We start from the raw sequence: 22,922 nt of genomic DNA on the forward strand, positions 1-22,922 counted from the left end.
GCGGGCGCGTCACTCCGCCGCGAAGCCCTCCAGCGTCCTGCGCAGCGCCCGCTCGAACACGGCCTCCAGGTCGATCGGGCCCGCGTCCTCGGCGAACGACGCCGCGAGGCGCGGGTAGCGGCCCGAGGCCACCTGCCCGCCCAAGTACGCGATGCGCACCGCCTGTTCCTGTTCGGCGCTCCACGGCAGGGAGCGGGTGCGCTCCGCCGTGGCGATCTCGTTGGCCACGTACGTCGTGACCACGCTGGTCACCGCCGCGACCAGCTCCATCTTCGTGCCGTACGGCAGGTCGAGCGGGTCGAGGCAGGTCAGGCAGTACTCCAGGTACGCGAGCGCGTTCGGGCTGAACCCGTAGACCGGTGACATCAGGCCCGGCAGCCAGGGGTGCCGGTGCATCAGTTCCCGCGACTGCCGGGCGAGCCCGAGCACGTCCGCCCGCCAGTCGCCACTCGGCTCCGGGAACGCGTACTCGGCGCTGACGGCGTCGACCATCAGCTCGTACAGGTCCTCCTTGCGCGGCACGTAGTTGTACAGCGACATCGTGCCCATGCCCAGCTCACCGGCGATCTTGCGCATGGACACCGCGTCGATGCCCTCGGCGTCGGCGACGCGGACCGCCGTCGCCGCGATGTCGGCCCTGCTGTGCGCAGGTCTCGGCCCCCGCCCGGCGCGCTCGGGGCGCGCCCAGATCACTTCGGGTTCGGCCGCTCGGCCCGCCATTGATCATCACCTCGCGCACCATCCTAGTTACGTACGCCGTACGTAGTGCGCTATGGTCGGGCCATGACTTCTACGTACGCTGTACTTAGTGAAGGTCTGGAGAAGCGCTTCGGCAAGGGAGCGAAGGCCGTGCACGCCGTACGCGGCCTGGATCTGGCGGTCCGCGAGGGCACGGTCTGCGGTCTGCTGGGGCCGAACGGGGCCGGCAAGACGACCGCGGTGCGGTTGCTCACGACCCTGCTCCGCCCCGACGCCGGCACCGCGCGTGTCGCCGGGCACGACATCACCGCCGACCCGCAGGCGGTCCGCCGCCGCATCGGCGTCACCGGCCAGTACGCCTCGGTCGACGGCGACCTCACTGGACGCGAGAACCTGCGCCTGTTCGCCCGCCTGCTGCGTACACCGGGCGCACGGGCCCGCGCCGACGAGCTGATCGAGCGCTTCGAGCTGACGGACGCCGCCGACCGAACCACCCGCACGTACTCCGGAGGCATGCGCCGCCGCCTCGACCTGGCCGCGAGCCTCATCACCCGTCCCGCCGTGCTCTTCCTCGACGAGCCGACGACCGGCCTGGACCCTCACAGCAGGAACGGCATCTGGCAGGCCGTGCGCGAGCTGTCCCGCGAGGGCACGACCGTCGTCCTCACCACGCAGTACCTGGAGGAGGCCGACCAGCTCGCCGACGACATCGTGCTGATCGACGGCGGCCGCGTCGCCCACTCGGGCACGCCCGCCGAACTCAAGGCGCAGATCGGCCACTACGCGGAGGTGGTCGTGGCGGAGGACGCAGGCGAGCAGGCGCTGCACGCCGCCGCCGTCGTCCTCGACCAACTCACCGGCGCCCGCCCCCGGTTGGACGCGGAACGCCGCACCGTGGGCGCCGTCGTCCTCGACCCGGCCGTCACGCTCCCTCGCGTCGTGCGCGAACTCGACGCGTCCGGCGTCCCGTTGCTCGACGCGACGCTTCGCCCGCCCACGCTCGACGAGGTGTTCCTGCGCCTCACCGTCACCGGTTACGCCACCACCGGGACCCAGGAGGTCGCCGCATGAGTACCGCCATCCTCTACGACGGCACGGCCATGCTCGGCCGCCACGTCCAGCGCGTCCGGCACGCCCCGGCCATCCTGATCATGACGCAGACCATGCCGATCGTGTTCCTGCTGTTCTTCGGCTACGTCTTCGGCTCCGCGCTCGCCATGCCGGGCTCGGACTACCGGGCGTTCCTGGTGCCGGGCATGCTGGTGGCGACCGCGGCCAACGGGATCATGACCGGGATGTTCGGCGCCGCCCAGGACTCGCACCGCGGCGTGATGGACCGGTTCCGCACGCTGCCGATGAGCCGGGCCGCGGTGCCGCTCGGGCAGGCGGTCGCCGATCTGCTGACGACCGCGGTCGGCCTGGTGCCGCTGGTACTCGTGGGGCTCGCGATGGGCTGGCGGATCGAGGGCGGGGTTCCGGGCGCGCTCGGGGCGTTCGGGCTGCTTCTGCTCTTCCGGTTCGCCGCGACGTGGGTCGGGATCCTGCTCGGGCTCGCCTCGCAGAGCGAAGAGGCGGCGGGGCAGTTGGGCGGCGCCACGTTCATGCTGCCGCTGCTGTCGAACGCGTACATCCCGACCGACGGGATGCCGGGGTGGGTGCGCACCCTCGCCGAGTGGAACCCGATCAGCGCGGTGGCCACGGCCGTGCGCGAGCTGTTCGGCAACGCGCCGGTGCCGCACGGCGCGGCCTGGCCCGTGGCCCATCCGGTGGCGGGCTCGCTGGCTTGGTGCGCGGTGCTGCTCGCGGTGTGCGTGCCGCTCGCCGTCCGCCGCTACGCGCGCGGCGGACGGTGAACGTACCCTCGTAGCTACTTCTGCGGCTCAAGCGCCGGCCCCAGTGAGGAGAACTTCTCCTGGGACACCACCCGCTTAGGCGGCCAAGTGATGTTGTTCGGCGGCCACTTCTGCCCGGTCTTCTTCAGGAACCACTCCGGCGGCTCGTACATGGGCGGCTCATAGCCGTCCGGGATCGCCGTCTTCCACTCGACGTCCTTCGTACGGTCCTTGAACTCGTCCTTGATCGCCTTGAGCCGCTCGGGCTGGGTGATCAGGTCGACCGCCGTGGCCGCCAGATACTTCGCGGCGGCGAGCACCGCGGCCTGACCGGGCGCGGCGGCGGCGCAGGCGGCCGTGGACCAGGTGTGCATCTTCGTGCCGATCGGGGCGAGCGCGGAGCCCATCGACACGGTCGGCACGTTCCAGCTGATGTCCGCGACGTCGGTCGAGCCGCCGCCGAGGAACACCGGGTCCGGCGGCTTGAGTTCGCCGACCTTGTCGTGCATCCCGGCCTCGGGGAGCCCCAGGGACTTCTGCAGTTCCTTCGCCAACTGGTGCGCCTCCGCGCTGAACTTCGGCGGGCCGATCTGCTGCATGTTGTCGTGCAGCAGCTCCGCGAAGGACTTGGACGGCAGCTGGTTCCAGCAGGCGGAGGTGATGCGGTGCCGCACCTTCGTCTGCGAGGCCTTGGCGGCGGCCTCGGAGATCGCGATCACCTTGTCGAGCAGCACCTGGACGCGGGCGGTGCTGCCCTCGCGCACGTAGTAGCTGATCTCGGCGATCTCCGGGGTGACGTTCGGGATGTCACCGCCGTTGTTGATCACCCAGTGCAGCCGGGCGGAGGGCGCCATGTTCTCCTCGCGCAGGAACTCCGACATGGTCGCCATCATCACGGCGGCGTCGAGCGCCGACTTGTTCCCGAGCGGGGTGCCGCCGTGCCCCGCGACGCCGAGGAACGTGAAGGTCACGGCGGTCATGGCGTTGCTGGTGCCCCAGCCGGTGGCGTTGGCGGTGGAGGGGTGCCAGTCGAGGAAGGCGTCGAGGCCCTCGTACACGCCCCTGCTGACCGCGTACGTCTTGCCGATCAGGGTCTCCTCGGCGGTGGAGCCGAAGAACTTCACGGTGACGGGGAGCTTGTGCTGCTTGGCGGCCTGCGCGACCGCTGCCGCCGCCGCGGCAGCGGCGGTGCCGAGCGCGCTGTGCCCGCAGCCGTGCCCCGGGCCGTAGCTCGGGGCGAAGGGGTCGTGGATGTACTCGCGCGGATCGTGGTGCCCCACGCCCTTGTTCTGCGAGAGGCCGGGCAGCGCGTCGTACTCGCCGCTGAACCCGAGCACCGGGCCGCCGCTGCCGTACGAGTAGGTCGCGGTGAACGCGGTCGGGAAGCCGGCCGTCCCGAACTTCACGTCGAACCCGGCCCGTTCGAGGAAGCCGGCCTCGGCGAGCGAGGAGTTCCACTCGCGCAGCGACAGCTCGGCGTGCTCCCAGATCTCCTCGTTCAGGCCGGTGATGCGGGAGCTGTTGGCGCCGATCCAGCCGAGGGCGGCGGTCTTGGCGGGGCTGTCCTCGGCGAGGCCTTCGGGCGCCTTGTATTCGAGGGGGGCCGTGTCCGCGCCGTCCGCCGCGGCGGCCATCGCCGGGTCCGCCTGGGCCGTCATCGCGGCGGTGGTCACTCCGGCGGCGCCGAGCATCTGCATGATGCGGCGTCTGCTGATCTGGGGTCCTGATGTGGACTCGGGCATCTCGTGCTCGTGGTGGTCGTGCAGGTCACACACGCGTACCTCCCGGGGGTGAGGTGGGTGTAGCTGTAACTGCCAACGACGATCACGCGCCACATTGGACCCTGGAGATTGCCCCGTCAACATCTGTACGTGACAAGGGCGTTACGCGACGTATGGACAAACGGGCACGACAAAGGCCCGCATCGTCCTCCCTGCCGGAGTGTCCGCCACTTGCCGTGGGGATGACGGTCGCTGTGCTGCGCGGCGTTACACCGGACGGCACGGAGGCGCGATGCGGGCCTTGTCTTCTGCTGGAGCGGTCGCTTCCTAGTGGCCGCCGAAAAGCGAGCGGCTGAGCCGGCGCAGCGGCGCGAAGAGGGAGACCCTCCGCACACGCGCGAGCCTGCCACTGCGCTCGCGCGCCGTGTCCCGCGTGGTCAGTTCGCGCATCAGAGACGTCGCTTCCATCGTCTCGCGCTGCGGGACGGCAGGACCGCCGAGCACCGAGAGATGGCGGTCAAGACGCGAACTGGTCGCACTGTTCCCGCAGGTAATCGCAGGCACTCGCGGCCTGCTGCGCACTGTTATCTGTTCCATGTCACTCCCCACCCGTACGAGGGCACCCGGCCCGGGCAGGTTAACCCTATCGCCCCAGCCCGACACTCGTGTATCCCGGTCGCAGTATTCACCTCCCCCGTAAGGAGGTTGACGGTCCGAAAGCGATCACCCTCCGAATCCGACTGATTCCAGGGCGAGTTGGACAAGTGGGGCTCCTGTGGGTCGTGCAGAACCGCCGTTCGGCTCCGTTGTGACAGCGAGTGAGGAGGCGTCCGGAGTCAAGCCGGTGGCCACCACCGGCGTGTCGGAGCCGCCGTCGGGCAGCACACCGAGGGAGCGCGGCGGCGCCGACGGCTCCATCAGCCACAGCTGGTGCGCCTTGCCGCGGGGCGGCGCTCGGAGACCTGTGACAGTGATCACCGCGCTGCCCCGCTCCGGCGACGCGACCACGTTCAGCCCGTCGGCGCGCACGGCACTGGCGTCCGGCGCCGCGAGCACCCGCGCCACCTCGCGCGCGGCGGCCCGCTGCGCGTCGAGCCGGTCCGAGGTCCGCTCCAGCTGCACGGCGAAGAGCGCGGCCACGGTGAGCGCGCCCGCCCCCGTGGCCACGCCGAGCGGGATCAGCAGTCCACGCGCGCGTGGTGCGGTGCGGGGCCGCGGCTCGACCGTGACCTGCTCGGTGAGTCGTACGGCGGTCAGGACCCGCTCACGCAGTTCGGTGGGCGGCGCGACGGAGGCCGAGCAGGCGAGCCGCACGGAGCTCTCCGTGAGCGCGCGCACCTCGTCGGCGCATGCGTCGCAGCGCTTCAAGTGCCGCTCGAAACGGGCGCCTTCGCGCGGTTCCAGGGCGTCGAGGGCGTAGGGCGCCACGAGGGAGCGCGGCCGATGGGTCAACCGGATCCGGAGGTTCATGCGGCATCCCCCAGGCAGGCGCGCAGCCGGGTGAGGCCGTCGCGCATCCGCGTCTTGACGGTGCCGAGCGGGACGGAGAGGCGCTGCGCGACCTCCCGGTAGGTGTACCCCTCGTAGTAGGCGAGGGTCACGGAGCGGCGCTGGAGGTCGGTGAGGCCTTCGAGGCAGCGGCGCACCCACTCGCGGTCCAGGTTCGTCTCGACCTGCTCGGCGACCTCGTCGAAGGCGGTGCGGTGCCAGCGGCTCGCGGCCCGTTCCTCGCGCTCCCTGGACGCGCGGGCCTGCCGCACCCGGTCGACCGCTCTGCGGTGGGCGTGGGTGAGCACCCAGGCCATGGCGGTGCCCCGGCGCGGGTCGAAGCGGGCGGCGTCCCGCCACAGTTCGAGGAACACCTCCTGGGTGACCTCCTCGGACTGGGCGGGGTCGCGCAGCACCCGGAGCACGAGCCCGTACACCGCGCCCGACACCAGTTCGTACAGCTCCTCGTACGCCCGCACGTCACCCTGCCCGACCATCGGCAGCAACTTGTCCGCCCGCATCGGTTCCCCTCCCGCCCGGCGGCGCGGCCCGGTGCCGCGCCGCCCCCACTACCTGGTTCGCGGCCGGGCCCGGTCCGGATCGGGGGCGCCGCGAAGTTTCGTGAAGGAAGTACGGGCGCACGGGGGTCCGGCACCCAATCCGCGGTCGACCAATCCACGGCCGACCAATCCGCCGGGCGCGGCGCGCCGAATGGCTTGGCGTCAACCGCACTTCGTGCACGGACCGCGTGAGGACGGACCCATGACCTCTCAGTCAGCGAAGCCATCGAAGACAGCGGCTTCGGCAAGCCCCGACATGGCACGCGGCGCACCCCGCGTGCGGATGCGGCGCCGGGGGCTCGCGCTCCTGGTCTGCGGCGGCCTCGCCGCGGGCGGTCTCGCGGCCGCCGGCGCGACCGGTGTCGGCCCCCAGCGGGCGGACGCATCCAGTCACCGTGAGGCCCCACTGATCTCGGGACAGCCCCAGTACGACAACACGGACGTGTACGCGTTCGTGAGCCCCGACAAGCCGGACACCACCACCCTGGTGGCCAACTGGACCCCCTTCGAGGAGCCCGCGGGCGGCCCGAACTTCTACCCGTTCCCAGAAGACGCCCATTACGACCTGCACATCGACAGCGACGGCGACGCGCAGGGCGATCTGCTCTACCGGTGGACGTTCAAGACACAGACCAAGAACGGGAACACGTTCCTCTACAACACCGGCCCGGTGAACAGCCTCGACGACCCGAACCTCAACGTCACACAGACCTACGACATCGATCTGCTGCGCCTCAAGGACCAGAAGATCGTCTCGAAGTCGAAGATCGCCGACGACCAGCCGGTGGCGCCGTCGAACGTCGGCAAGGCGTCGATGCCCGACTACAAGAAGCTGCGCGACCAGGCGGTCAAGAAGGTCGGCGGCGGCGTCACCTCGTACGTGGGCCAGGCCGACGACCCGTTCTTCCTCGACCTGCGCGTCTTCGACCTGCTGTACGGCGGGAACCTCTCGGAGGTCGGCCGGGACACGCTCAAGGGCTACAACGTGAACACGGTCGCCCTCCAGGTGCCCACCGCGTTCCTGACGGAGTCGAAGGACCAGCCGACCATCGGCGTGTGGTCGACGACCTCGCGCAAGGACGCGAAGGGCGACTGGACGCAGGTGTCGCGGCTCGGCAGCCCGCTGGTCAACGAGGTGGTGAACCCACAGAAGGTCAAGGACCGCTTCAACGCGTCCTCGCCGTGGAACGACGCCCAGTTCCTGCCCTTCGTGACCGAGCCCGAGCTGCCCAAGCTGATCGAGTCGATCTACAAGATCAAGGCTCCGAAGACGCCGCGCAACGACCTGGTGGACGTCTTCCTGAAGGGCGTGAAGGGTCTCAACCAGCCGCCGGGCGTGCGCCCCTCGGAGATGTTGCGCCTCAACACATCCATTCCGCCGACGAGTTCACCGAAGCGTCTCGGTGTCCTGGAGGGCGACAAGGCGGGCTTCCCGAACGGGCGCCGGCTCTCCGATGACGTCGTGGACGCCGAGCTCCAGGTCGTCGAGGGCGAACTCCTCGGCAAGAAGAACGACCTGGGCGACGCCGTCGACGCCAACGACAAGAAGTTCGAGTCGTCGTTCCCGTACGTGGCGCTGCCCACGGAGGGTTCGCGCGGGCCGCTCGCCAAGACCAAGTCACAGAGCGACACCGAGGTCCGCGACCAGCTCACCGGCAGCTCGGTGTCCTCGGGCTCGGGCGACGACAACACGCTCCTGACGGCCTCCGCCGCGGCGGCAGGCGCCGGCTTCCTGCTGATCGGCACCGGACTCCTGTGGTGGCGCAGCCGGAGCAGGCGGCGCGCGCGGTTCAACCCGCCGTACTCCATGTGAGCCGTCCCCTCAGAACGGCGCGGCCCGCGTGCCCGATCCTCCACACCGCGGGCCGCGCCTCCCACTCGTCTCTTTGTCTCTTCGTCTCTTCGCCAATTCGTCTCTTCGTTTCTCGGAAATCGTCCCAAGGAGCGCGCATGCAGTTCTTGTCCGGCAAGGGGATCGGGGCGTCGGGGCTCGGGCGGCTGCTCGCCCTGGGCGCCGCGCTCGCCCTCGCCCTCACCGCGGGCGCCCTGGTCGCCGAGGACGACTCCCCGCCGAGGGCCGTGACCACGGGGACCGCCCCGAACCCGGCACCGGCCCGGCTCGCCTCCGGCGATCTCGACCGGGGCGTCTCCGAGCTGCAGAAGCATCTGAAGGCCCAGCCCAGGGACCACGCGTCGTGGGCGTCGCTCGGCACGGCGTACGTCGAGCAGGCGCGGGTGAGCGCGGACCCGTCGCGCTACCCGCAGGCCGAGCGCGCCCTGGCCCGCTCCCTGAAGCTGCGCCCCGGCAACGACCCGGCGCTCGCCGGACAGGCCGCGCTCGCCGCGGCCAGGCACGACTTCGACGGCGCGCTGCGCCTCGCGCGCGGGGCCCTGAAGGTCAACCCCTACAGCGAGGCCGCGCTGGCCCTGCGCGTCGACGCCCTCGTCGAACTCGGCCACTACAAGCGGGCGTTGAAGGCCGTGGACGAGGCGGACTCGCGCCGCCCCGGCATCCCGGTCTTCACCCGCTTCGCATACGTGCACGAGCTGCGCGGCGACGTCACGACGGCCCGCAAGGTCCTCGAACGGGCGCTCGCCGGCGCCACATCGCCCGGCGACATCTCGTACGTGGCCACGTCCCTCGGCCAACTCGCCTGGCGCCAGGGCGAGTACAAGGACTCCCTGCGCCACTACGCGACGGCGCTGCGCGCGGACCCGGCCGCCGTCGCCGCCCTGGAGGGACGCGGCAGGGCGCGGGCAGCGAGCGGGAACACGGCGGGCGCGATCCGTGACCTGAAGGCCGTCGTCGCCCGTGCCCCGCTGCCGACCGCGCTGGTCGAGCTCGGCGAGCTCTACGAGGCGCGCGGCGATACCAAGGCGGCGAAGCGGCAGTACGCCCTCGTCGGCACCTGGCTGCGGCTCGCGCGCGCGGGCGGCGTCGACGTCGACCTGGACACGGCGCTCGCCTCGACGGAGCACGGCGACCGGGCCGCGGGCCTCAAGGCGGCGCGCGCCGAGTGGCAGCGCCGGCACACCGTGCACACGGCGGACGCGCTCGCCTGGGCGCTGCACGCCAACGGGCACGACAAGGAGGCGCTGCCGTACGCACGTCGGGCCACGGCCACCGGCTTCGGCGAGGCCGCGTTCCTCTACCACCGGGGCGTGCTCGAACTCGCCGCGGGCGACCGGTCCGAGGGCCGCGAGCTGCTGCGCGAGGCGCTTGACCGCAACCCCGGCTTCTCGCCGCTGGGCGCGAAGGCGGCGCGGGCGGCGCTGGCCGGGGCCACGGGGAAGGGAGCGGAACGATGAGGCACTGGAAGCGTTACGTCGCCCTGCCCACGGTGCTGGGCGCCGCCACGGTCGGCCTGCTCCTGGCCTCGTCCCCGCAGGCCGCCGCCCACCCGCTCGGGAACTTCACCGTCAACCACTACGACGGGCTGCTCGTCGGCTCCGGCGCGCTTCGCGTCGACCACGTGGAGGACCTGGCGGAGATACCGACGCAGCAGGTGCGCCCCGAACTCGACGCGCGCGGGCGGGCGGCGTGGGCGAAGGAGCGCTGCGCGAGTGCCGCGCGCCGCGCCGAGGCCGACGTCGACGGGCGTCGGGCCGCCCTTGATGTGCGTACGGCCGACGCCGTGCTGCGCCCCGGCCAGGCGGGCCTCAAGACGCTGCGCGTGGAGTGCGCGTTCACCGCGCCGCTGCAGCGTGAGCAGCACGGCGAGAAGGTGCGCGTCGAGCTGCGCACCGGCGCCGCCAAGGGGCCGGGCTGGCGCGAGATCACGGCGCGCGGCGACCGGATGACGCTGACGTCGTCGAACGTGCCCGCCACATCGACGTCGGACCGGCTGACGCGCTACCCGAAGGACCTGCTGTCCTCGCCGCCCGACCGGGTCGCGGCCCAGGTCACGGCCGTGCCCGGCGGCCCGGCGGCGGGTGGCGCGGCCAACGCCGACCGCGGGCGCCCGGCCGGTTCCGAGGTGCTCCCCCGCGGCGCCGACCGCTGGACCGAGGCCCTCACCGGCCTGGTGTCACGGCACGAACTCGGCCCCGGTTTCGCGGCGTTGGCCCTCGGCATCGCGTTGTTCCTCGGCGCGCTGCACGCGCTCGCGCCCGGCCATGGAAAGACCCTGATGGCGGCGGCCGCGGCGGCCCGCAGCCGGGCCCGGCTGCGGGACGTGCTGCCGCTCGCCGCGTCGGTGACGGTCACGCACACGCTCGGAGTGATCGCCCTGGGCATCCTCGTCACGGCCGGCTCGGCGGCCGCGCCCTCGGTGATCGCATGGCTGGGCCTGGCGAGCGGTGTGCTGGTCACGGCGGCGGGGGTGGGCCTGCTCCGCAGGGCATGGCGGTACCGGACGGCAGCACGAACGCACACACACGACCATGAGCACGAGCACGTCCATGAGCACGGTCACGAGCACGAGCACACGCCTGACGGGCACGGCCACGGCCACCCACACCCGCACCCGCACCCGCACCCACACCCGATGCCTCAACCCACCCTCCGCGGCACCCTGTTCCTCGGTTTCGCCGGAGGTCTCGTCCCCAGCCCCTCGGCCGTCGTCGTGCTCGTCGGCGCCTCCGCGCTCGGCAAGGCGTGGTTCGGCCTGCTGCTCGTGTTCGGCTACGGTGCCGGGCTCGCACTCACCCTCACCGCTGTCGGCTTCACCGTGGTGCGGATCGGCGGCCGGATCGCGCAGTCCCTCACCGGCCCGCCCGTCGCCCACCACCACCCTTACCGGAATCGCTTCGCGATGCTGCCCACATTGCGGCCCGGACGCGGTCCGCTCGCCGCGTTCGTGCGCCGTGGTCTGAGTCGCGCGGTGCCTTTCGGTTCGGCCTTCGTCGTGGTGGCCCTCGGTTGTGGATTGGTGTTCAGGGGGGCGGCAACAGCGCTCGGTTGAGCTACTTTTGTTCAGACTTGTCGTGCTGCGCTTGCTTCTTCCCACGAATGGGGGCGCCCGTGGTTGAGCGTGTGGTCGCCGGACGGTACCGGCTGCTCGACCCCCTCGGCGAGGGCGGCATGGGCACCGTGTGGCGGGCCCGCGACGAGGTGCTCGGGCGCGACGTCGCCGTGAAGGAGGTGCGCGCGCCCGCCGGGCTCCCTGACGCCGAGGTGCAGCGCATGTACGCGCGCCTGGAGCGGGAGGCGTGGGCGTCGGCGCGGATCACGCACCGCAACGTCGTGACCGTGTACGACGTGGCCACCGAGGAACAACGGCCGTGGGTCGTCATGGAGTTGATCCGCGGAGTCTCGCTCGCCGAGCAGCTGGACGCGGAGGGCCCGATGCCCCCCGCGCGCGCCGCGCACATCGGCGCCGAGGTGCTCACCGCACTGCGCGCCGCCCACGACGTGGGCGTGCTGCACCGCGACGTGAAGCCCGCCAACGTACTCCTGTCGAACGACGGCAGGGTGGTGCTCACCGACTTCGGCATCGCCATGGTCGAGGGGACGTCGGCACTCACCATGACGGGCGAGGTCATCGGATCGCCCGAATTCCTCGCTCCGGAAAGGGCGTTGGGCCGCACGCCGGGGCCCGAGTCGGACCTGTGGTCGCTCGGTGTGCTGCTGTACGCGGCCGTGGAGGGGCACTCGCCGTTCCGCCAGGACACCCCGCTCAGCACGCTGCGGGCCATCGTGGACGAGGAGTTGCCGCCGCCGCGCCGAGCGGGGCCGCTGACGCCCGTGATCGAGGGGCTGTTGCGCAAGGATCCGGCCGAGCGGACGCCCGTGTCCGAGGCCGAGCGGAACCTGCGCATCGTCGGTTCGGGCGGCACCCTGCGCGCGGACCCGGTGCAGGCCTCCCCGCTCGCCTCGCAGCCGACGATGACGTCGCGGCAGGCGCCCGTGCCCACGCCTCCCCCGGCTCCCCTCCCGATGGGCGCGGCACAGACTGCCGCCACGACCCCGGTCCCCGCCGAGCCCGACCCCCGCTACCCGCGCCGCGCCTCGGTGGCCATGATCGCGGGCATCGTGGTCCTCCTCCTCGCCATCGGAGGACTCACGTACGCCCTGATGAACCGCGACTCGAACCCCAACGGGAACACGAACAACGGCGGCGGCACATCCGGGGGCAACAACAGCGGGGGCACCGCAGGCGGCGACAACGGCGGCAGTGGGGGCGACAATGGCGGCGGAACTACCGGCGACAACAACGGTGGGAACGGCGGCAGTTCGACCAATGGAGGAAACGGCGGCAACGGCGGTTCCTCCGGCGGCGGCCACACGACCACCCCGGCCCAGTCCGTCCGGGTCAGCGTCCATGCGGTACGCGGCAGTTACTCGGGCCCGTGCCCGCCGCCCGCCGCCGCTGCCCCGGCGTTCGCGGCGACGATCACGGTGGGCCGCGCCCCGGCCTCGGTGCGGTACCGCTGGGTGGTGAAGAGCGGCGAGGCCTCGGACCCCGGCTGGAAGACGCTGAACGTCCCCAAGGGCGCCGCGAACAAGGCCCGTACGGTCACCACCACGCAGACGCGCTACGAGGCGGGCGGGACGCTGCGCGACCAGATCGGTGTCGAGGTGCGCGGCCCGGTGGCGACGACGTCCAACTACGTCTCGTATGCGATCACGTGCAAGGTGGTGACCCCGACGAGCGGGGCCACCACCGGTTCACCGACGTACTGAGGTCCGCGCACCGAGGTCCGCGTACCGGGATCCGCCTACGCGGCGGAGGCGAACACGGGCAGATAGCCGCTCGACTGCCCGGCGGCCGTGGGGTGGTACGACTCGCCGATGTCCGCCCAGTTGACGCTGTGCAGCCACGAGGCGCCGGAGCAGATCTCGTGCCCGGTGAACGTGCTGGTCACATCGCCGAAGGTGAAGCCCCGGGTCGCGGCGTTCTGCTTGATCGTGGAGTTGAGGAGGTCGGCGGCTCCGTTGATGGCCGAGCGCTCGTTCTCGGAGAGGCCCGCTACGCAGGTGCCGCTGAGCTTGTAGAAGCGGGGGTAGCCGAGCACCACCACGTGCGCGGCGGGCGCCTTCGTGCTGATCGCCGAGTAGACGTCGGAGAGTTTGCTCGGCAGGGTCGAAGTGACGTACGCGCGGGCCTCGTTGACGCGGTTCAGGCAGGTGGACTCGGAGTACAGGACGCAGGTCGTCATGACGTCGGCGAAGCCCGCGTCATTGCCGCCGATCGAGATCGACACGAGGCCGGTGCCCGCCCCGAGCGGGCCGAGCTGGTTGGCCATGACATCACCCGTACGAGCACCCGAGCACGCGGTGAAATTAAAGCTTGAGGGTGAGTGGGCCGCTGCCCACAAGGCCGGGTACGCCTTCGTGGAGCGCTTGCAGGCGCCGCTGCCGGCGTCGTAGCTGCCGGCGCCGACGCCGGAGGAGTAGGAGTCGCCAAGGGCCACATAGCCCGTGGCGGCGGCGGAGTCGGAGGCTTGCGCGGCCGTCGCCCCGGTCAGGGCTGCCACCGCGGCAAGGACGAATGAGGAGACGTGGGCCGCAATCCGGAAAGATCTCATGGAACCTCCCTTTAGCAGGATCAGCAGGGTCTCTGCCGACCGCCGTTGTTGCAGGTTCATGTCAGTGGTATGACATACCCTCAGCTCAGCGACGCTACGCCCGTAGAGGGCCGCCCAACTGGACGGCAGGGCTCCGGAGTTGCACCTGAGGCGTCCTTGACGCCGGCCCGGGACTGCGCCACATTGAAGCCCGGCATCCGGCGCTTCAGGGGGCAAAGTCGCCAATGCAGACCATCGGCATCAAGCCGTCTTCATCGGACGGCCCATACCTGCTCGCGGGGGCGGGCATCGTCGCGGGAGGCGCGGGGTTCGTCCTCGCGCTCTCGCACGCCGGATCCCCGCTGCGCGGACCACTCGCGCTCTTCTTCCTGCTCGCCGCGCCCGGCTCCGCGTTCGCGGCCGCCCTGCGCGGTCTCGACCCGTGGGCCCGCGCGCTCGCCTCCGCGGCCGGCGCGGTCGCGGTCGTCATGCTGGTCACCCAGGGCATGCTCGCCGTGCACCGCTGGTCGGTGACCGGCGGGGTGCTCACCGTGGCGATACTCAGCGCTTCCGCTTTTCTTGCGCAATGGATCATCCGACGGCTGCGTGGGGGCGCGGCCCAGGAGATTCGTAAACGGATCGGGAAAATCCACTAAGAGGGGACGCAAGTTAAGGGAATGGCCAAATCAATAAAAACGTGAGGCCTCGTTCCAGGTCTTGCCATACAGTCTCAATCATCAATACCGTCGTACATCTACCCGCATCGGACCAGCACGAAATGCGATCAAGGGGAGGGACCAAGGTCGCGAAGGTCCGGAGCGGGGCGCGGCAGGGGGGTGCCGCGTTCCGGTGAGCCGCTCGCTTCGGCGTCCTGGGTCACCGGGTCGCGTGCCGCGCGACCGGTCCGACAAACCGGTGTGTTATGCCAGCTCACCCGGCCTGTACGGAGAGCTCTTCCGGCACGGCCGTATGTGAGAACCCCCCTTTCGAACCGGACACGAAGCCGGACCGCCCGGGGGCGGGCGGTCCACCGGACGAGAGGGACCAGACTCATGAGCAGTTCCGTTGTGCCTCCGGTGATACCCGAGGGGACACCGCCGGAAGGCCGAATTCCCGCCCGTTACCGGGCCATCTCCACGCACTTGGCGATCGCGCCACGGGTCAGCGTGGTCATTCCGGCCATGAACGAGGCGGAGAATCTTCCGTACGTCTTCAAGACCCTTCCCGACTGGATCCACGAGGTCGTTCTGGTGGACGGCAATTCCACCGACAACACCGTGGAAGTGGCCAGGGAATTGTGGCCGGAAGTGGTGGTCGTACCGCAGCACGGAAAGGGCAAGGGGGATGCCCTGATCACCGGCTTCACGGCCTGCACGGGCGACATCATCGTCATGGTCGACGCGGACGGCTCCGCCGACGGCCAGGAGATCGTCTCCTACGTCTCCGCGCTCGTCTCCGGCGCCGACTTCGCCAAGGGTTCGCGGTTCGCCAACGGCGGCGGCACGGACGACATGACGCCCATCCGCAAGCTCGGCAACTGGGCGCTGTGCTCGGCCGTCAACGCCAAGTTCGGCGCCCGCTACACCGACCTCTGCTACGGGTACAACGCGTTCTGGCGGCACTGCCTCGACGAGATCGACCTCGACTGCACCGGGTTCGAGGTGGAGACCCTGATGAACATCCGGGTCGTCAAGGCGGGCCTGAGAGTCCAGGAGATACCGAGCCACGAGTACCTGCGCATCCACGGCGCCAGCAACCTGCGCGCCGTCCGCGACGGGCTCCGCGTACTCAAGGTCATCATGAAGGAGCGCTCGAACCGCCGCGCCCTGCGCAGCAGGCAGGCTCCCTCGAAGCTCACCCTCGTGCGGGGGGACGGGTCTTGACGGAGCGACACGGCACGCGGATGACGGCGTCCGTCGTCATCTGCGTGTACACCGAAGACCGCTGGAGCGACATCCTCGCCGCCGTCGACTCCGTGCACGCCCAGTCGTACGCCGCCCTGGAGACACTCCTCGTCGTCGACCACAACCCGGCCCTGCTCGACCGCCTCACCAAGGAGTTCGACGGTGAGCCGGACGTCAAGGTGCTCGCGAACGCCGGGCCGCGAGGACTCTCCGCCGGGCGCAACACCGGGATCGCCGCCGCGCGCGGCGACATCATCGCGTTCCTCGACGACGACGCCGTCGCCGAGCGGGACTGGCTGCACTGGTTCGTCGACGGATACGCCGACCCGCGCGTCCTCGCGGTCGGCGGGCACACCGAACCGATCTGGGCGTCGGGGCGCAGGCCCCTCTGGTTCCCGGAGGAGTTCGACTGGGTGGTGGGCTGCTCGTACAAGGGCCTGCCGCGCGGCAAGGTCCGGGTGCGCAATGTGCTGGGCGGCAACGCCTCGTTCCGGCGCGGCGCCTTCGACATCGCGGGCGGCTTCGCGACCGGCATCGGCCGGGACGGCGACAAGCGCCCGCTGGGCTGCGAGGAGACGGAGCTGTGCATCCGGATCACGCGGGCGAGACCGGACGCGGTGCTCCTGATCGACGACCGGGCCGTCATCCACCACCGGGTACCGGCCGGCCGCGAACGCTTCGCCTACTTCCGTACGCGCACCTACGCCGAGGGCCTCTCCAAGGCGCTGGTCGCCCGAAGTGTCGGCGCGGACAAGGGACTTGAGACCGAGCGCGCCTACTCGACGCGGGTACTGCCGGCCGGAGCGGCGCGCGGCGTACGGGACTTCGCGCTCGGCCGGGCCGGCGGCGCGGGCCGCGCGGGGGCGATCGTGGCCGGGGTGCTGGCGGCGGCCGGGGGCTATGCGCTCGGCAACTGGCGGGCGCGCGGCGCGGGCGCGACATTCACCGTGGCGGAGATCGACGCGCCCACGAAGGAAGTCGGGAGAACGGAGGCGGCGGCGTGAGCGTGCACCAGCGGAGGTTCGACGGCGGGTCCGTGCCGATCCTCATGTACCACGCGGTCTCCCCCAACCCGAACCCCGAGACCCGTCAACTGTCGGTCTCTCCGGCCCAGTTCGCCGAGCAGATGGAGCTGCTGGCCGACCACGGATGCACCCCGCTGACCACCGCGGAGCTCGCCGGGATCTGGCGCGGCGGCGGGCGGGCACTCCCGGACCGGCCCGTCCTGATCACCTTCGACGACGGCTACGAGGGCGTCCACACGCACGCCCTGCCCAGCCTCACCAAGCACGGCTTCGCAGCTACCCTGTTCGTCTCGACGGGGTGGCTGCGCGGCGCGTACGACACCGGGGGCGGGCTCGACGCGATGCTCGACTGGAACCAGGTGCGGGCGCTCGCCGGGCAGGGCGTGGAGATCGGCGGGCACAGCCACACGCATCCGCAGCTCGACCAACTCGACGACGCCGACCTGGAGTTCGAGCTGCTGCGCTGCCGGGAGATCGTCACCGGCGAGCTGGGCGGGGCGCCGGTCTCCTTCGCGTATCCGTACGGCCATTCCGACCGGCGGGTGCGGCAGGCGGTGCGCGCGGCCGGGTTCACCCAGTCGCTCGCCGTCGGCAACGCGCTCGCCCGCCGCCCCCAGGGCCCCTACGCCCTGCGGCGGGTCACCGTGCGCCGCTCGACCGACGTCACCGAGTTCGAGCGGCTCATCGACGGCCGAGCCATCGGCCGCACCTTCGCCAGGGACCGTGCCCTCACCAAGGGGTACGCCGTGGTCCGCAGAGCCCGGCAGGGCGGCCGGAAGGCGGCCGCCCTGATACCCGGCCCGCTCCGCCAGAAGGGCCCACGTACCCGTGTCTGACACGACGACCACCCGCACCCAGGCCGACCCGGCCACCACGACCGACGCCGGACCCCCGGCCCCCGCAGGACGCCGGCTCAGGCTGCCCGGCATAGTGCGCGGCAAGAAGGGCACAGAAGACGGCATGGGCGGGTCGGGGGGCGGGAGCCAGCTGTTCCGGAACGCCTATGCGCTGATGCTGAACACGGGCATCTCCGGCGTGCTCGGCGTCGGCTTCTGGCTGGCCGCCGCGCACTACTACACGGCGGACGCGGTCGGTCAGGGCTCGGCGGCGATCGCGGCGATGAAGTTCCTCGCGGGCCTCACCGCCGTGACACTGACCGGGGCGCTCGCCCGCTTCATCCCGGTCGCCGGGCGCGCCACCGGCCGGTTCATCTTCCGTACGTACGCGGGGAGTTCGGCGGCCGTCGCGTTCGCCGCGCTGATCTTCCTGCTCACGCTCGACGTGTGGGGGCCCTCGTACCGGTTCCTGCACGGAACGCTGCACGGACTCGGCTTCATCGCGGCCGTGGTCGCCTGGTCGCTGCTCACGTTGCAGGACGGGGTGCTCACGGGGCTGCGCAGCGCGCTGTGGGTGCCGGTGGGCAACACGGTGTTCTCGCTGGTGAAGCTGGGGCTGCTCGTCGCGTTCGCGGGTGCGCTGGCGACGACCGGGGTGTTCGTGTCGTGGGTCGTCGCGATCGCGTTCTCCGTGATTCCGCTGGGACTGCTGGTGTTCCGGCGGCTCGTGCCGCGGCACATCGCGGCCACGGACGGCAAGGCGGAACCGCCCTCGCTGCGCGAGATGGGCCGGTTCCTCGCGGGCGACTACACGGGCTCACTGTTCTCGCTCGCCGTCGTCTACCTGGTGCCGGTGCTCATCGCCTCGCAGGTCAGCTCGGCGGACAACGCGTACTTCTACATCGCGACCACGATCGGCGGCACGGTCAACCTGCTGGCCATCAACATGGGCGCCTCGCTGACCGTGGAGGGTTCGCACGACCCGGCGCAGCTCGCCGCCAACACCCGGGCCGCGCTGCGCCGCATGGCCCGCATCATGCTTCCGATCTGCGCCCTGCTCTTCCTCCTCGCCCCGTACGTGCTGCACGTCTTCGGCGCCGACTACGCGGACGCGGCGACCCCGCTGCTGCGCTGGTTCGCGGTCGGCGCGGCGCTGCGGGTGGTCATGGAGACGTACTTCGCGGTGCTGCGCGCGCAGAGCCGCACCTCCGGACTCGCCTGGCTCCAGGGCCTGTTGTGCGTGCTCGTGCTCGGTCTCACGCTGCTGCTCCTGCCCCGGATGGGGCTCACCGGCGCGGGCGTCGCCGAGATCTCCTCGCTCACCGTGATCGTGGCGATCGCCGCGCCGAAGCTGTGGCGTGTGGTGCGCACCGCGCCCGCCACGGCGACACCCGAGGACGCGCCGCCCGACGGCGACCTGGCCGATCTGGGCACGCCGAAGGCGCGGACCGCCACGAAAGAGAGCCCCAAGTGGGCGCTGCGCGACGCGATGGACTCGGACACGCTGCAGCTCGCGGTGCAGCTGAACCTGGACCACCAGGAGCGTCGCCCCGACATCCGCCCCGGACCCGTGACACCTCCGGCCGGCACCCGCATGCCCACGTGGGTGACGAAGCCGCCTTCTCCGCCCGCGTCCGCCTCCCAGGCGTCGAGCGACGCCCGCGGGGAGGACGATTCGGCCCTCCAGGCCGACCCGTACCCGGAGGCCGTCGACCTGGCCTTCGAACCCGAAACCGACCTCGAAACCGACCTCGATTCCGAACCCGGCTCCGACCCCGACCCGGCCGCGGAGCCGGACCCGGCTCTCCTGGTCCACCCCGACCAGTCGGCGGGACGGCCCCGGCTCACCCCCACCGTCGTCGTCCTCGCGCTGCTGCTCGTGGCGGCCATCGGGCTCTACTGGGGGCCCGTCCTCGGGATGGGCGAGGCCGATCTGGACCGGATGGGCGGGCTCGGCCTGATCTCCGTCCTGTCCCCCGTGACGCTGCTCGGCGCGGCCCTGCTCATCGGCGTCTTCGCCTCGCTCCTGTGGCTCGAACGCCCGCACAAACGCCTGCTGATGCTCACGCTGCTCGCCACCGTCGTGTCGCTGCACGCGCTGCCCGCCGTCATCGAGGCGGAGCCGCGGTTCGCGACGGCCTGGCAGCACCTGGGCTTCATGGACTACATCGACCGCACCGGCTCCGCGGTTCCCGACCTGGACGCCCGCTGGAGCTGGCCCGGCTTCTTCGCCGCGGCCGCGTTCCTCGCGAAGGCCTGCGGCATCAGCGATCTCACCGAGATCATCCGCTGGTGGCCGATGGCCATCCAACTCCTCTACCTGGCACCGATGTTCCTGCTGCTGCGCTCGGTACGGGCGAGCTGGCGGGCCAAGTGGTCCGCCGTCTGGATCTTCGTCCTGAGCGGCTGGGTGGGCCAGGACTACTTCTCGCCGCAGGGCTTCACGTATCTCCTCTATCTGGTCTTCGTGGCGATCCTGCTGGTCTACTTCCGGGCGCCCCGCATGCTGTGGGCGAACCGGCGCCCCGGCGAGGCCGAGGTCGCGCCGACCGACAGACGGCAGCGCGCCGTGCTGCTCGGCGTCCTGATCGCCCTGTTCGCGGCGACGGTCCCGGCACACCAGCTGACCCCGTTCGTGATGCTGGGCGTCCTCGCGGTCCTCGTCCTGGTCGGCAGGTCGGAACTGCGGGGCCTGCCACTGCTGTTCGGCGTCATCGTCGTCGTCTGGCTGGGCTTCCTCGCCGAGCCGTACTGGTCGGGGCACTTCAACGACCTGTTCGGCGGAGTCGGCGGCGTCGGCGGCAACGTGACGTCCTCGGTCTCCGGCCGTATCCAGGACGGCAGTTCGTCCCACAAGCTCGTCCTCTACACGCGCGTGCTGCTCGCCGGCGCCGTGCTGGCGTTCGCCTGCTGGGGCTGGTGGCGCCGCCGCGACTGGAAGTACCGCGAGCGCTCGCTGCTCGTGCTGGCCTTCGTACCGTTCCTGGGCTTCGGCATGCAGTCCTACGGCGGCGAGATGGCGCTCAGGGTCTTCATGTTCGCGCTGCCCGGCGTGGCGCTGCTCTCCGGGCTCGCGCTCTTCCCGCGCACCGGCGCCACGGCGAAGGAACGCGACAAGGACCGCATCAGCCTCGCCCCGCTGGCCGCGCTCATGGCGGGCCTGGTGCTCATGGGCGGGTTCCTGGTGGCCCGGTGGGGCAACGAGCCGTTCGAGCGGATCCGCCCGGGCGAGGTCGCCGCGATGGACTACGTCTACGCCCACGACAAGCCGACCGTGCGGCTGCTGTGGCTGAGCAACGACACGGTCGACAACGTCACGCCCGCGCTGCCGTGGGGCGCCCGCGACATGGAGAAGGTCAACTACGTCCCGACGCTCGCGCCCGTCGACCCCGTCCTGGTCGGCGGCCTCGTCAAGGCGCTCAAGGACGCGGGCCCCAACTCGTACCTCATGCTCAACAAGAGCCAGGTCGTCTATCTCCAGATGGACGTCGGCTACTCCAAGGCCTGGCCCACGCGCCTCGTCGAGAACCTGGACCGGCGCGAGGAACTGAAGAAGGTCTACGTCAACGCGGACGTCACCATGTACCAGCTGCGCAAGGAGCCGACGGGCAAGGTCGCGACGGCCGAACCCGGTCCGATCGGGCCGCAGATCACCTGGACGCCGTGGTCACTGGTGGGCGCGCTCGCCGCGCTCGCCCTGATCGTGCTGCTCACGGCGCGCGAGGTGGTACGGGTCGCGGTCCGGCCGAGCGTGCGTCAACTCCGTTGGCTGCAAAGCACGTTCTGGTTCTCACTGCCACTGCTCGCGGTGGTACTCGCGTCCCTCATCCAGCGGTTCATCACGATGGGGCTCAACTGAGGCCCTCTCAAGCCGTCGGCGGCGAATGAGCCTTTCAAGCCCCTGCGGCGATTGAGCAGCGGGGTCCGGGGCAGAGCCCCGCGACCGCAACGCCATCGACCGCAGGGGCCACTACCGCCGCAACCACTTCACCTCGTAGCCCCGCATCCGGAACCGCTGTCCGTCGATCTTCGCGCTGATCGGCCGCTTCAACGTATTCACGACCAGCACGGCCTCGTCATCGGCAAGCACCCGCACATTCGGCACATCGTCCTTGGCCACCGACACCTTCTCGAACTTCGTGCCGGGCCCGAACTCCTCGTTGAACCGCGACACCAGCCCGTACATCGGCAGCGCACCCCCGCCGGAGGCACGGTCGGTGGGCCGCCACAGGCAGCCGGCGCAGCCCGCGCCCTTCTCGTCCTCGGGGTTCCAGTAGAACCCGGACGTCGCCCCGCCCATCACCATCGCGATCATCCCGGACGCCTGCACGGCGACCCGGTGCGGTTCGCTCCAGCCCTGCCGCTCGTCCCTGCTGTCGGCGGGCTCCACGTAGTACTCGGCCCACCACAGCGGCAGCCCGTCGGTCTGCCGCTCGATCCACTCGCTGACGTCGGTGAACTTGTCGGTTGCGGCGAACTCGTCCGGCAGCAGCTCGTCGTCGTTCGTATAACTGGACCCGTCGACGACGACGAAATCGGCGCCCGCCTTGTTCTTGTTCCAGTAGTCGAAGGCGTCGACGATCCGCTGGTCCATCCGCCCCCAGGCGCCCTTGACCGCATCGGACCCGCCGTCGCTCTGCTGGGGATGGAGGCTGTCCATGACGAGATAGGGACCGCCGACCATGATGTCCTTGCGGACGTCCTTCAGCGCCTTGTAGACGAGGTTGTAGAGCTTCGTGTACCCCTCGTAGTCCCAGCGGCCCTTGCCGTCGTTCCAGAAGCCCTTGAACTCGTTCCAGACGATGAAGTGCCGTACGTACGGGTACCGCTTGGCGACCGTCGCCGCGAGGTTCGCGTAGTCCTTGTAGTGCTCGGGCGACGGCGCGGTTTCGAGGGACGCCTTGCTCCAGTCCGTGTTGCCGACGCCCGCCTTGCCGCCCTTCATCCAGTCGGGCGCGCAGCACAGTGTGACCACGGGCGTGCCGCCGGACTTGCGGATGAAGTCGATCCGCCGGTCCATCTCCTCGAACTGGTAACGCCCCTTCACCGGCTCCGGGTTGCTCGCGCCCCAGCCCATGATGTGCTGGTTCTGTGGCATCGGCCGCTCACCGAGCAGCTTCTCCGCGCGCTCGGTCGCGGCGGACGAGCCCTCGTCCGCGGAGAACTGCGTGTGCGTGAACCCCCAGCCGACCTGCGGCCCCAGCTCCTTCGGCGGCTCACCGGGCGTGCCGTGCACCCTGTCACCGTCGGTGGTGGTGCCCGCGGTGCTCTGATTGCCGTCCGGAAGCGTGCTGATCACGGTCAGCACCAGGGCCAGTACGGCCATACCCACGCCGAGCAGGGCGATGAACCGCCATCGCCGCGCCCCCGATTCCCACCCATGACGTCCCATCAAGGACAAGAGTAAC

Annotated in this window: 18 protein-coding genes; 11 read left to right on the forward strand and 7 right to left on the reverse strand. The window is 71.0% G+C overall.

What is annotated here, in order from left to right; genetic code table 11:
* Positions 1-9: 9 nt before the first annotated feature.
* Positions 10-720 carry a TetR/AcrR family transcriptional regulator gene (locus OKJ99_RS20650; RefSeq protein ID WP_326018419.1) on the reverse strand — a complete coding sequence of 237 codons (711 nt, stop codon included), beginning with the start codon at positions 718-720 and terminating at the stop codon, positions 10-12.
* A 63-nt stretch (positions 721-783) separates the two neighbouring features.
* On the opposite strand from OKJ99_RS20650, the gene OKJ99_RS20655 reads away from it, so the two are divergent.
* Together OKJ99_RS20655 and OKJ99_RS20660 are read left to right on the forward strand one after the other, a co-directional pair.
* Positions 784-1,770: an ATP-binding cassette domain-containing protein gene (locus tag OKJ99_RS20655; RefSeq protein WP_326018421.1), complete on the forward strand. Its 987-nt coding sequence runs from the start codon at positions 784-786 to the stop codon at positions 1,768-1,770.
* Positions 1,767-2,552: an ABC transporter permease gene (locus OKJ99_RS20660; protein WP_326018423.1), complete on the forward strand. Its 786-nt coding sequence runs from the start codon at positions 1,767-1,769 to the stop codon at positions 2,550-2,552. The genes OKJ99_RS20655 and OKJ99_RS20660 overlap by 4 nt, the downstream gene beginning before the upstream one ends.
* A 14-nt stretch (positions 2,553-2,566) precedes the next feature.
* Here the strand turns inward: OKJ99_RS20660 and OKJ99_RS20665 are convergent, their stop codons facing one another.
* The 4 genes from OKJ99_RS20665 to sigK all read right to left on the reverse strand — a co-directional run bounded on the left by OKJ99_RS20665 (position 2,567) and on the right by sigK (position 6,261).
* Positions 2,567-4,306, reverse strand: a complete 1,740-nt coding sequence (locus OKJ99_RS20665; protein ID WP_326018424.1) for an amidohydrolase — start codon at positions 4,304-4,306, stop codon at positions 2,567-2,569.
* Positions 4,307-4,579: 273 nt separating this feature from the next.
* Positions 4,580-4,849 (reverse strand): hypothetical protein, encoded by a 270-nt coding sequence (locus OKJ99_RS20670; protein ID WP_326018425.1) that lies wholly within the window; start codon positions 4,847-4,849, stop codon positions 4,580-4,582.
* A 126-nt stretch (positions 4,850-4,975) separates the two neighbouring features.
* A complete protein-coding gene (locus tag OKJ99_RS20675) occupies positions 4,976-5,722 on the reverse strand; it encodes an anti-sigma factor (protein WP_326018427.1) in 747 nt (248 codons plus the stop codon).
* Positions 5,719-6,261, reverse strand: a complete 543-nt coding sequence (sigK, locus tag OKJ99_RS20680; protein WP_326018428.1) for an ECF RNA polymerase sigma factor SigK — start codon at positions 6,259-6,261, stop codon at positions 5,719-5,721. Before sigK ends, OKJ99_RS20675 begins: the two co-directional genes overlap by 4 nt.
* A gap of 295 nt (positions 6,262-6,556) precedes the next feature.
* On the opposite strand from sigK, the gene OKJ99_RS20685 reads away from it, so the two are divergent.
* The 4 genes from OKJ99_RS20685 to OKJ99_RS20700 all read left to right on the forward strand — a co-directional run bounded on the left by OKJ99_RS20685 (position 6,557) and on the right by OKJ99_RS20700 (position 12,925).
* The gene (locus OKJ99_RS20685; protein ID WP_326018469.1) at positions 6,557-8,113 is read left to right on the forward strand and encodes a DUF4331 domain-containing protein; all 1,557 of its coding nucleotides are present in this window, start codon (positions 6,557-6,559) and stop codon (positions 8,111-8,113) included.
* A gap of 137 nt (positions 8,114-8,250) precedes the next feature.
* Entirely contained in the window at positions 8,251-9,609 is a 1,359-nt protein-coding gene (locus OKJ99_RS20690) for a tetratricopeptide repeat protein (RefSeq protein ID WP_326018430.1), read from the forward strand.
* A complete protein-coding gene (locus OKJ99_RS20695) occupies positions 9,606-11,204 on the forward strand; it encodes a nickel transporter (protein WP_326018432.1) in 1,599 nt (532 codons plus the stop codon). The genes OKJ99_RS20690 and OKJ99_RS20695 overlap by 4 nt, the downstream gene beginning before the upstream one ends.
* 47 nt (positions 11,205-11,251) lie before the next feature.
* On the forward strand, positions 11,252-12,925 hold the full coding sequence (locus OKJ99_RS20700; protein WP_326018433.1) for a serine/threonine-protein kinase: 1,674 nt from the start codon (positions 11,252-11,254) through the stop codon (positions 12,923-12,925).
* Positions 12,926-12,960: 35 nt separating this feature from the next.
* Here the strand turns inward: OKJ99_RS20700 and OKJ99_RS20705 are convergent, their stop codons facing one another.
* Complete coding sequence (locus OKJ99_RS20705; RefSeq protein ID WP_326018435.1) at positions 12,961-13,770, reverse strand: SGNH/GDSL hydrolase family protein; 810 nt, start codon at positions 13,768-13,770, stop codon at positions 12,961-12,963.
* 224 nt (positions 13,771-13,994) lie between these two features.
* Here OKJ99_RS20705 and OKJ99_RS20710 point away from each other — a divergent pair, with 224 nt between their 5' ends.
* The 5 genes from OKJ99_RS20710 to OKJ99_RS20730 all read left to right on the forward strand — a co-directional run bounded on the left by OKJ99_RS20710 (position 13,995) and on the right by OKJ99_RS20730 (position 21,373).
* Positions 13,995-14,405, forward strand: a complete 411-nt coding sequence (locus OKJ99_RS20710; RefSeq protein ID WP_326018437.1) for a hypothetical protein — start codon at positions 13,995-13,997, stop codon at positions 14,403-14,405.
* Between the two features lie 396 nt (positions 14,406-14,801).
* Positions 14,802-15,632: a glycosyltransferase family 2 protein gene (locus OKJ99_RS20715; protein ID WP_326018439.1), complete on the forward strand. Its 831-nt coding sequence runs from the start codon at positions 14,802-14,804 to the stop codon at positions 15,630-15,632.
* A gap of 20 nt (positions 15,633-15,652) precedes the next feature.
* Positions 15,653-16,657, forward strand: coding sequence for a glycosyltransferase family 2 protein (locus OKJ99_RS20720; protein WP_326018470.1), 1,005 nt, complete (start codon positions 15,653-15,655; stop codon positions 16,655-16,657).
* A gap of 44 nt (positions 16,658-16,701) precedes the next feature.
* Positions 16,702-17,514 (forward strand): polysaccharide deacetylase family protein, encoded by an 813-nt coding sequence (locus OKJ99_RS20725; RefSeq protein ID WP_326018472.1) that lies wholly within the window; start codon positions 16,702-16,704, stop codon positions 17,512-17,514.
* A complete protein-coding gene (locus OKJ99_RS20730) occupies positions 17,507-21,373 on the forward strand; it encodes a lipopolysaccharide biosynthesis protein (RefSeq protein ID WP_326018441.1) in 3,867 nt (1,288 codons plus the stop codon). Before OKJ99_RS20725 ends, OKJ99_RS20730 begins: the two co-directional genes overlap by 8 nt.
* Positions 21,374-21,484: 111 nt before the next feature.
* Here the strand turns inward: OKJ99_RS20730 and OKJ99_RS20735 are convergent, their stop codons facing one another.
* Entirely contained in the window at positions 21,485-22,906 is a 1,422-nt protein-coding gene (locus tag OKJ99_RS20735) for a GH39 family glycosyl hydrolase (protein WP_326018442.1), read from the reverse strand.
* Positions 22,907-22,922: the final 16 nt, after the last annotated feature.

The organism is Streptomyces endophyticus, assembly GCF_035798155.1.
GTDB lineage: Bacteria > Actinomycetota > Actinomycetes > Streptomycetales > Streptomycetaceae > Streptomyces > Streptomyces endophyticus.

Bases quoted from the DNA above. Each gene is read 5' to 3' on its own strand.
- OKJ99_RS20650 (WP_326018419.1), bottom strand. From the start codon at position 720: ATGGCGGGCCGAGCGGCCGAACCCGAAGTGATCTGGGCGCGCCCCGAG.
- OKJ99_RS20655 (WP_326018421.1), top strand. From the start codon at position 784: ATGACTTCTACGTACGCTGTACTTAGTGAAGGTCTGGAGAAGCGCTTC.
- OKJ99_RS20660 (WP_326018423.1), top strand. From the start codon at position 1,767: ATGAGTACCGCCATCCTCTACGACGGCACGGCCATGCTCGGCCGCCAC.
- OKJ99_RS20670 (WP_326018425.1), bottom strand. From the start codon at position 4,849: ATGGAACAGATAACAGTGCGCAGCAGGCCGCGAGTGCCTGCGATTACC.
- OKJ99_RS20675 (WP_326018427.1), bottom strand. From the start codon at position 5,722: ATGAACCTCCGGATCCGGTTGACCCATCGGCCGCGCTCCCTCGTGGCG.
- sigK (WP_326018428.1), bottom strand. From the start codon at position 6,261: ATGCGGGCGGACAAGTTGCTGCCGATGGTCGGGCAGGGTGACGTGCGG.
- OKJ99_RS20685 (WP_326018469.1), top strand. From the start codon at position 6,557: ATGGCACGCGGCGCACCCCGCGTGCGGATGCGGCGCCGGGGGCTCGCG.
- OKJ99_RS20690 (WP_326018430.1), top strand. From the start codon at position 8,251: ATGCAGTTCTTGTCCGGCAAGGGGATCGGGGCGTCGGGGCTCGGGCGG.
- OKJ99_RS20695 (WP_326018432.1), top strand. From the start codon at position 9,606: ATGAGGCACTGGAAGCGTTACGTCGCCCTGCCCACGGTGCTGGGCGCC.
- OKJ99_RS20700 (WP_326018433.1), top strand. From the start codon at position 11,252: ATGGGGGCGCCCGTGGTTGAGCGTGTGGTCGCCGGACGGTACCGGCTG.
- OKJ99_RS20705 (WP_326018435.1), bottom strand. From the start codon at position 13,770: ATGAGATCTTTCCGGATTGCGGCCCACGTCTCCTCATTCGTCCTTGCC.
- OKJ99_RS20710 (WP_326018437.1), top strand. From the start codon at position 13,995: ATGCAGACCATCGGCATCAAGCCGTCTTCATCGGACGGCCCATACCTG.
- OKJ99_RS20715 (WP_326018439.1), top strand. From the start codon at position 14,802: ATGAGCAGTTCCGTTGTGCCTCCGGTGATACCCGAGGGGACACCGCCG.
- OKJ99_RS20720 (WP_326018470.1), top strand. From the start codon at position 15,653: ATGACGGCGTCCGTCGTCATCTGCGTGTACACCGAAGACCGCTGGAGC.
- OKJ99_RS20725 (WP_326018472.1), top strand. From the start codon at position 16,702: ATGTACCACGCGGTCTCCCCCAACCCGAACCCCGAGACCCGTCAACTG.
- OKJ99_RS20735 (WP_326018442.1), bottom strand. From the start codon at position 22,906: ATGGGACGTCATGGGTGGGAATCGGGGGCGCGGCGATGGCGGTTCATC.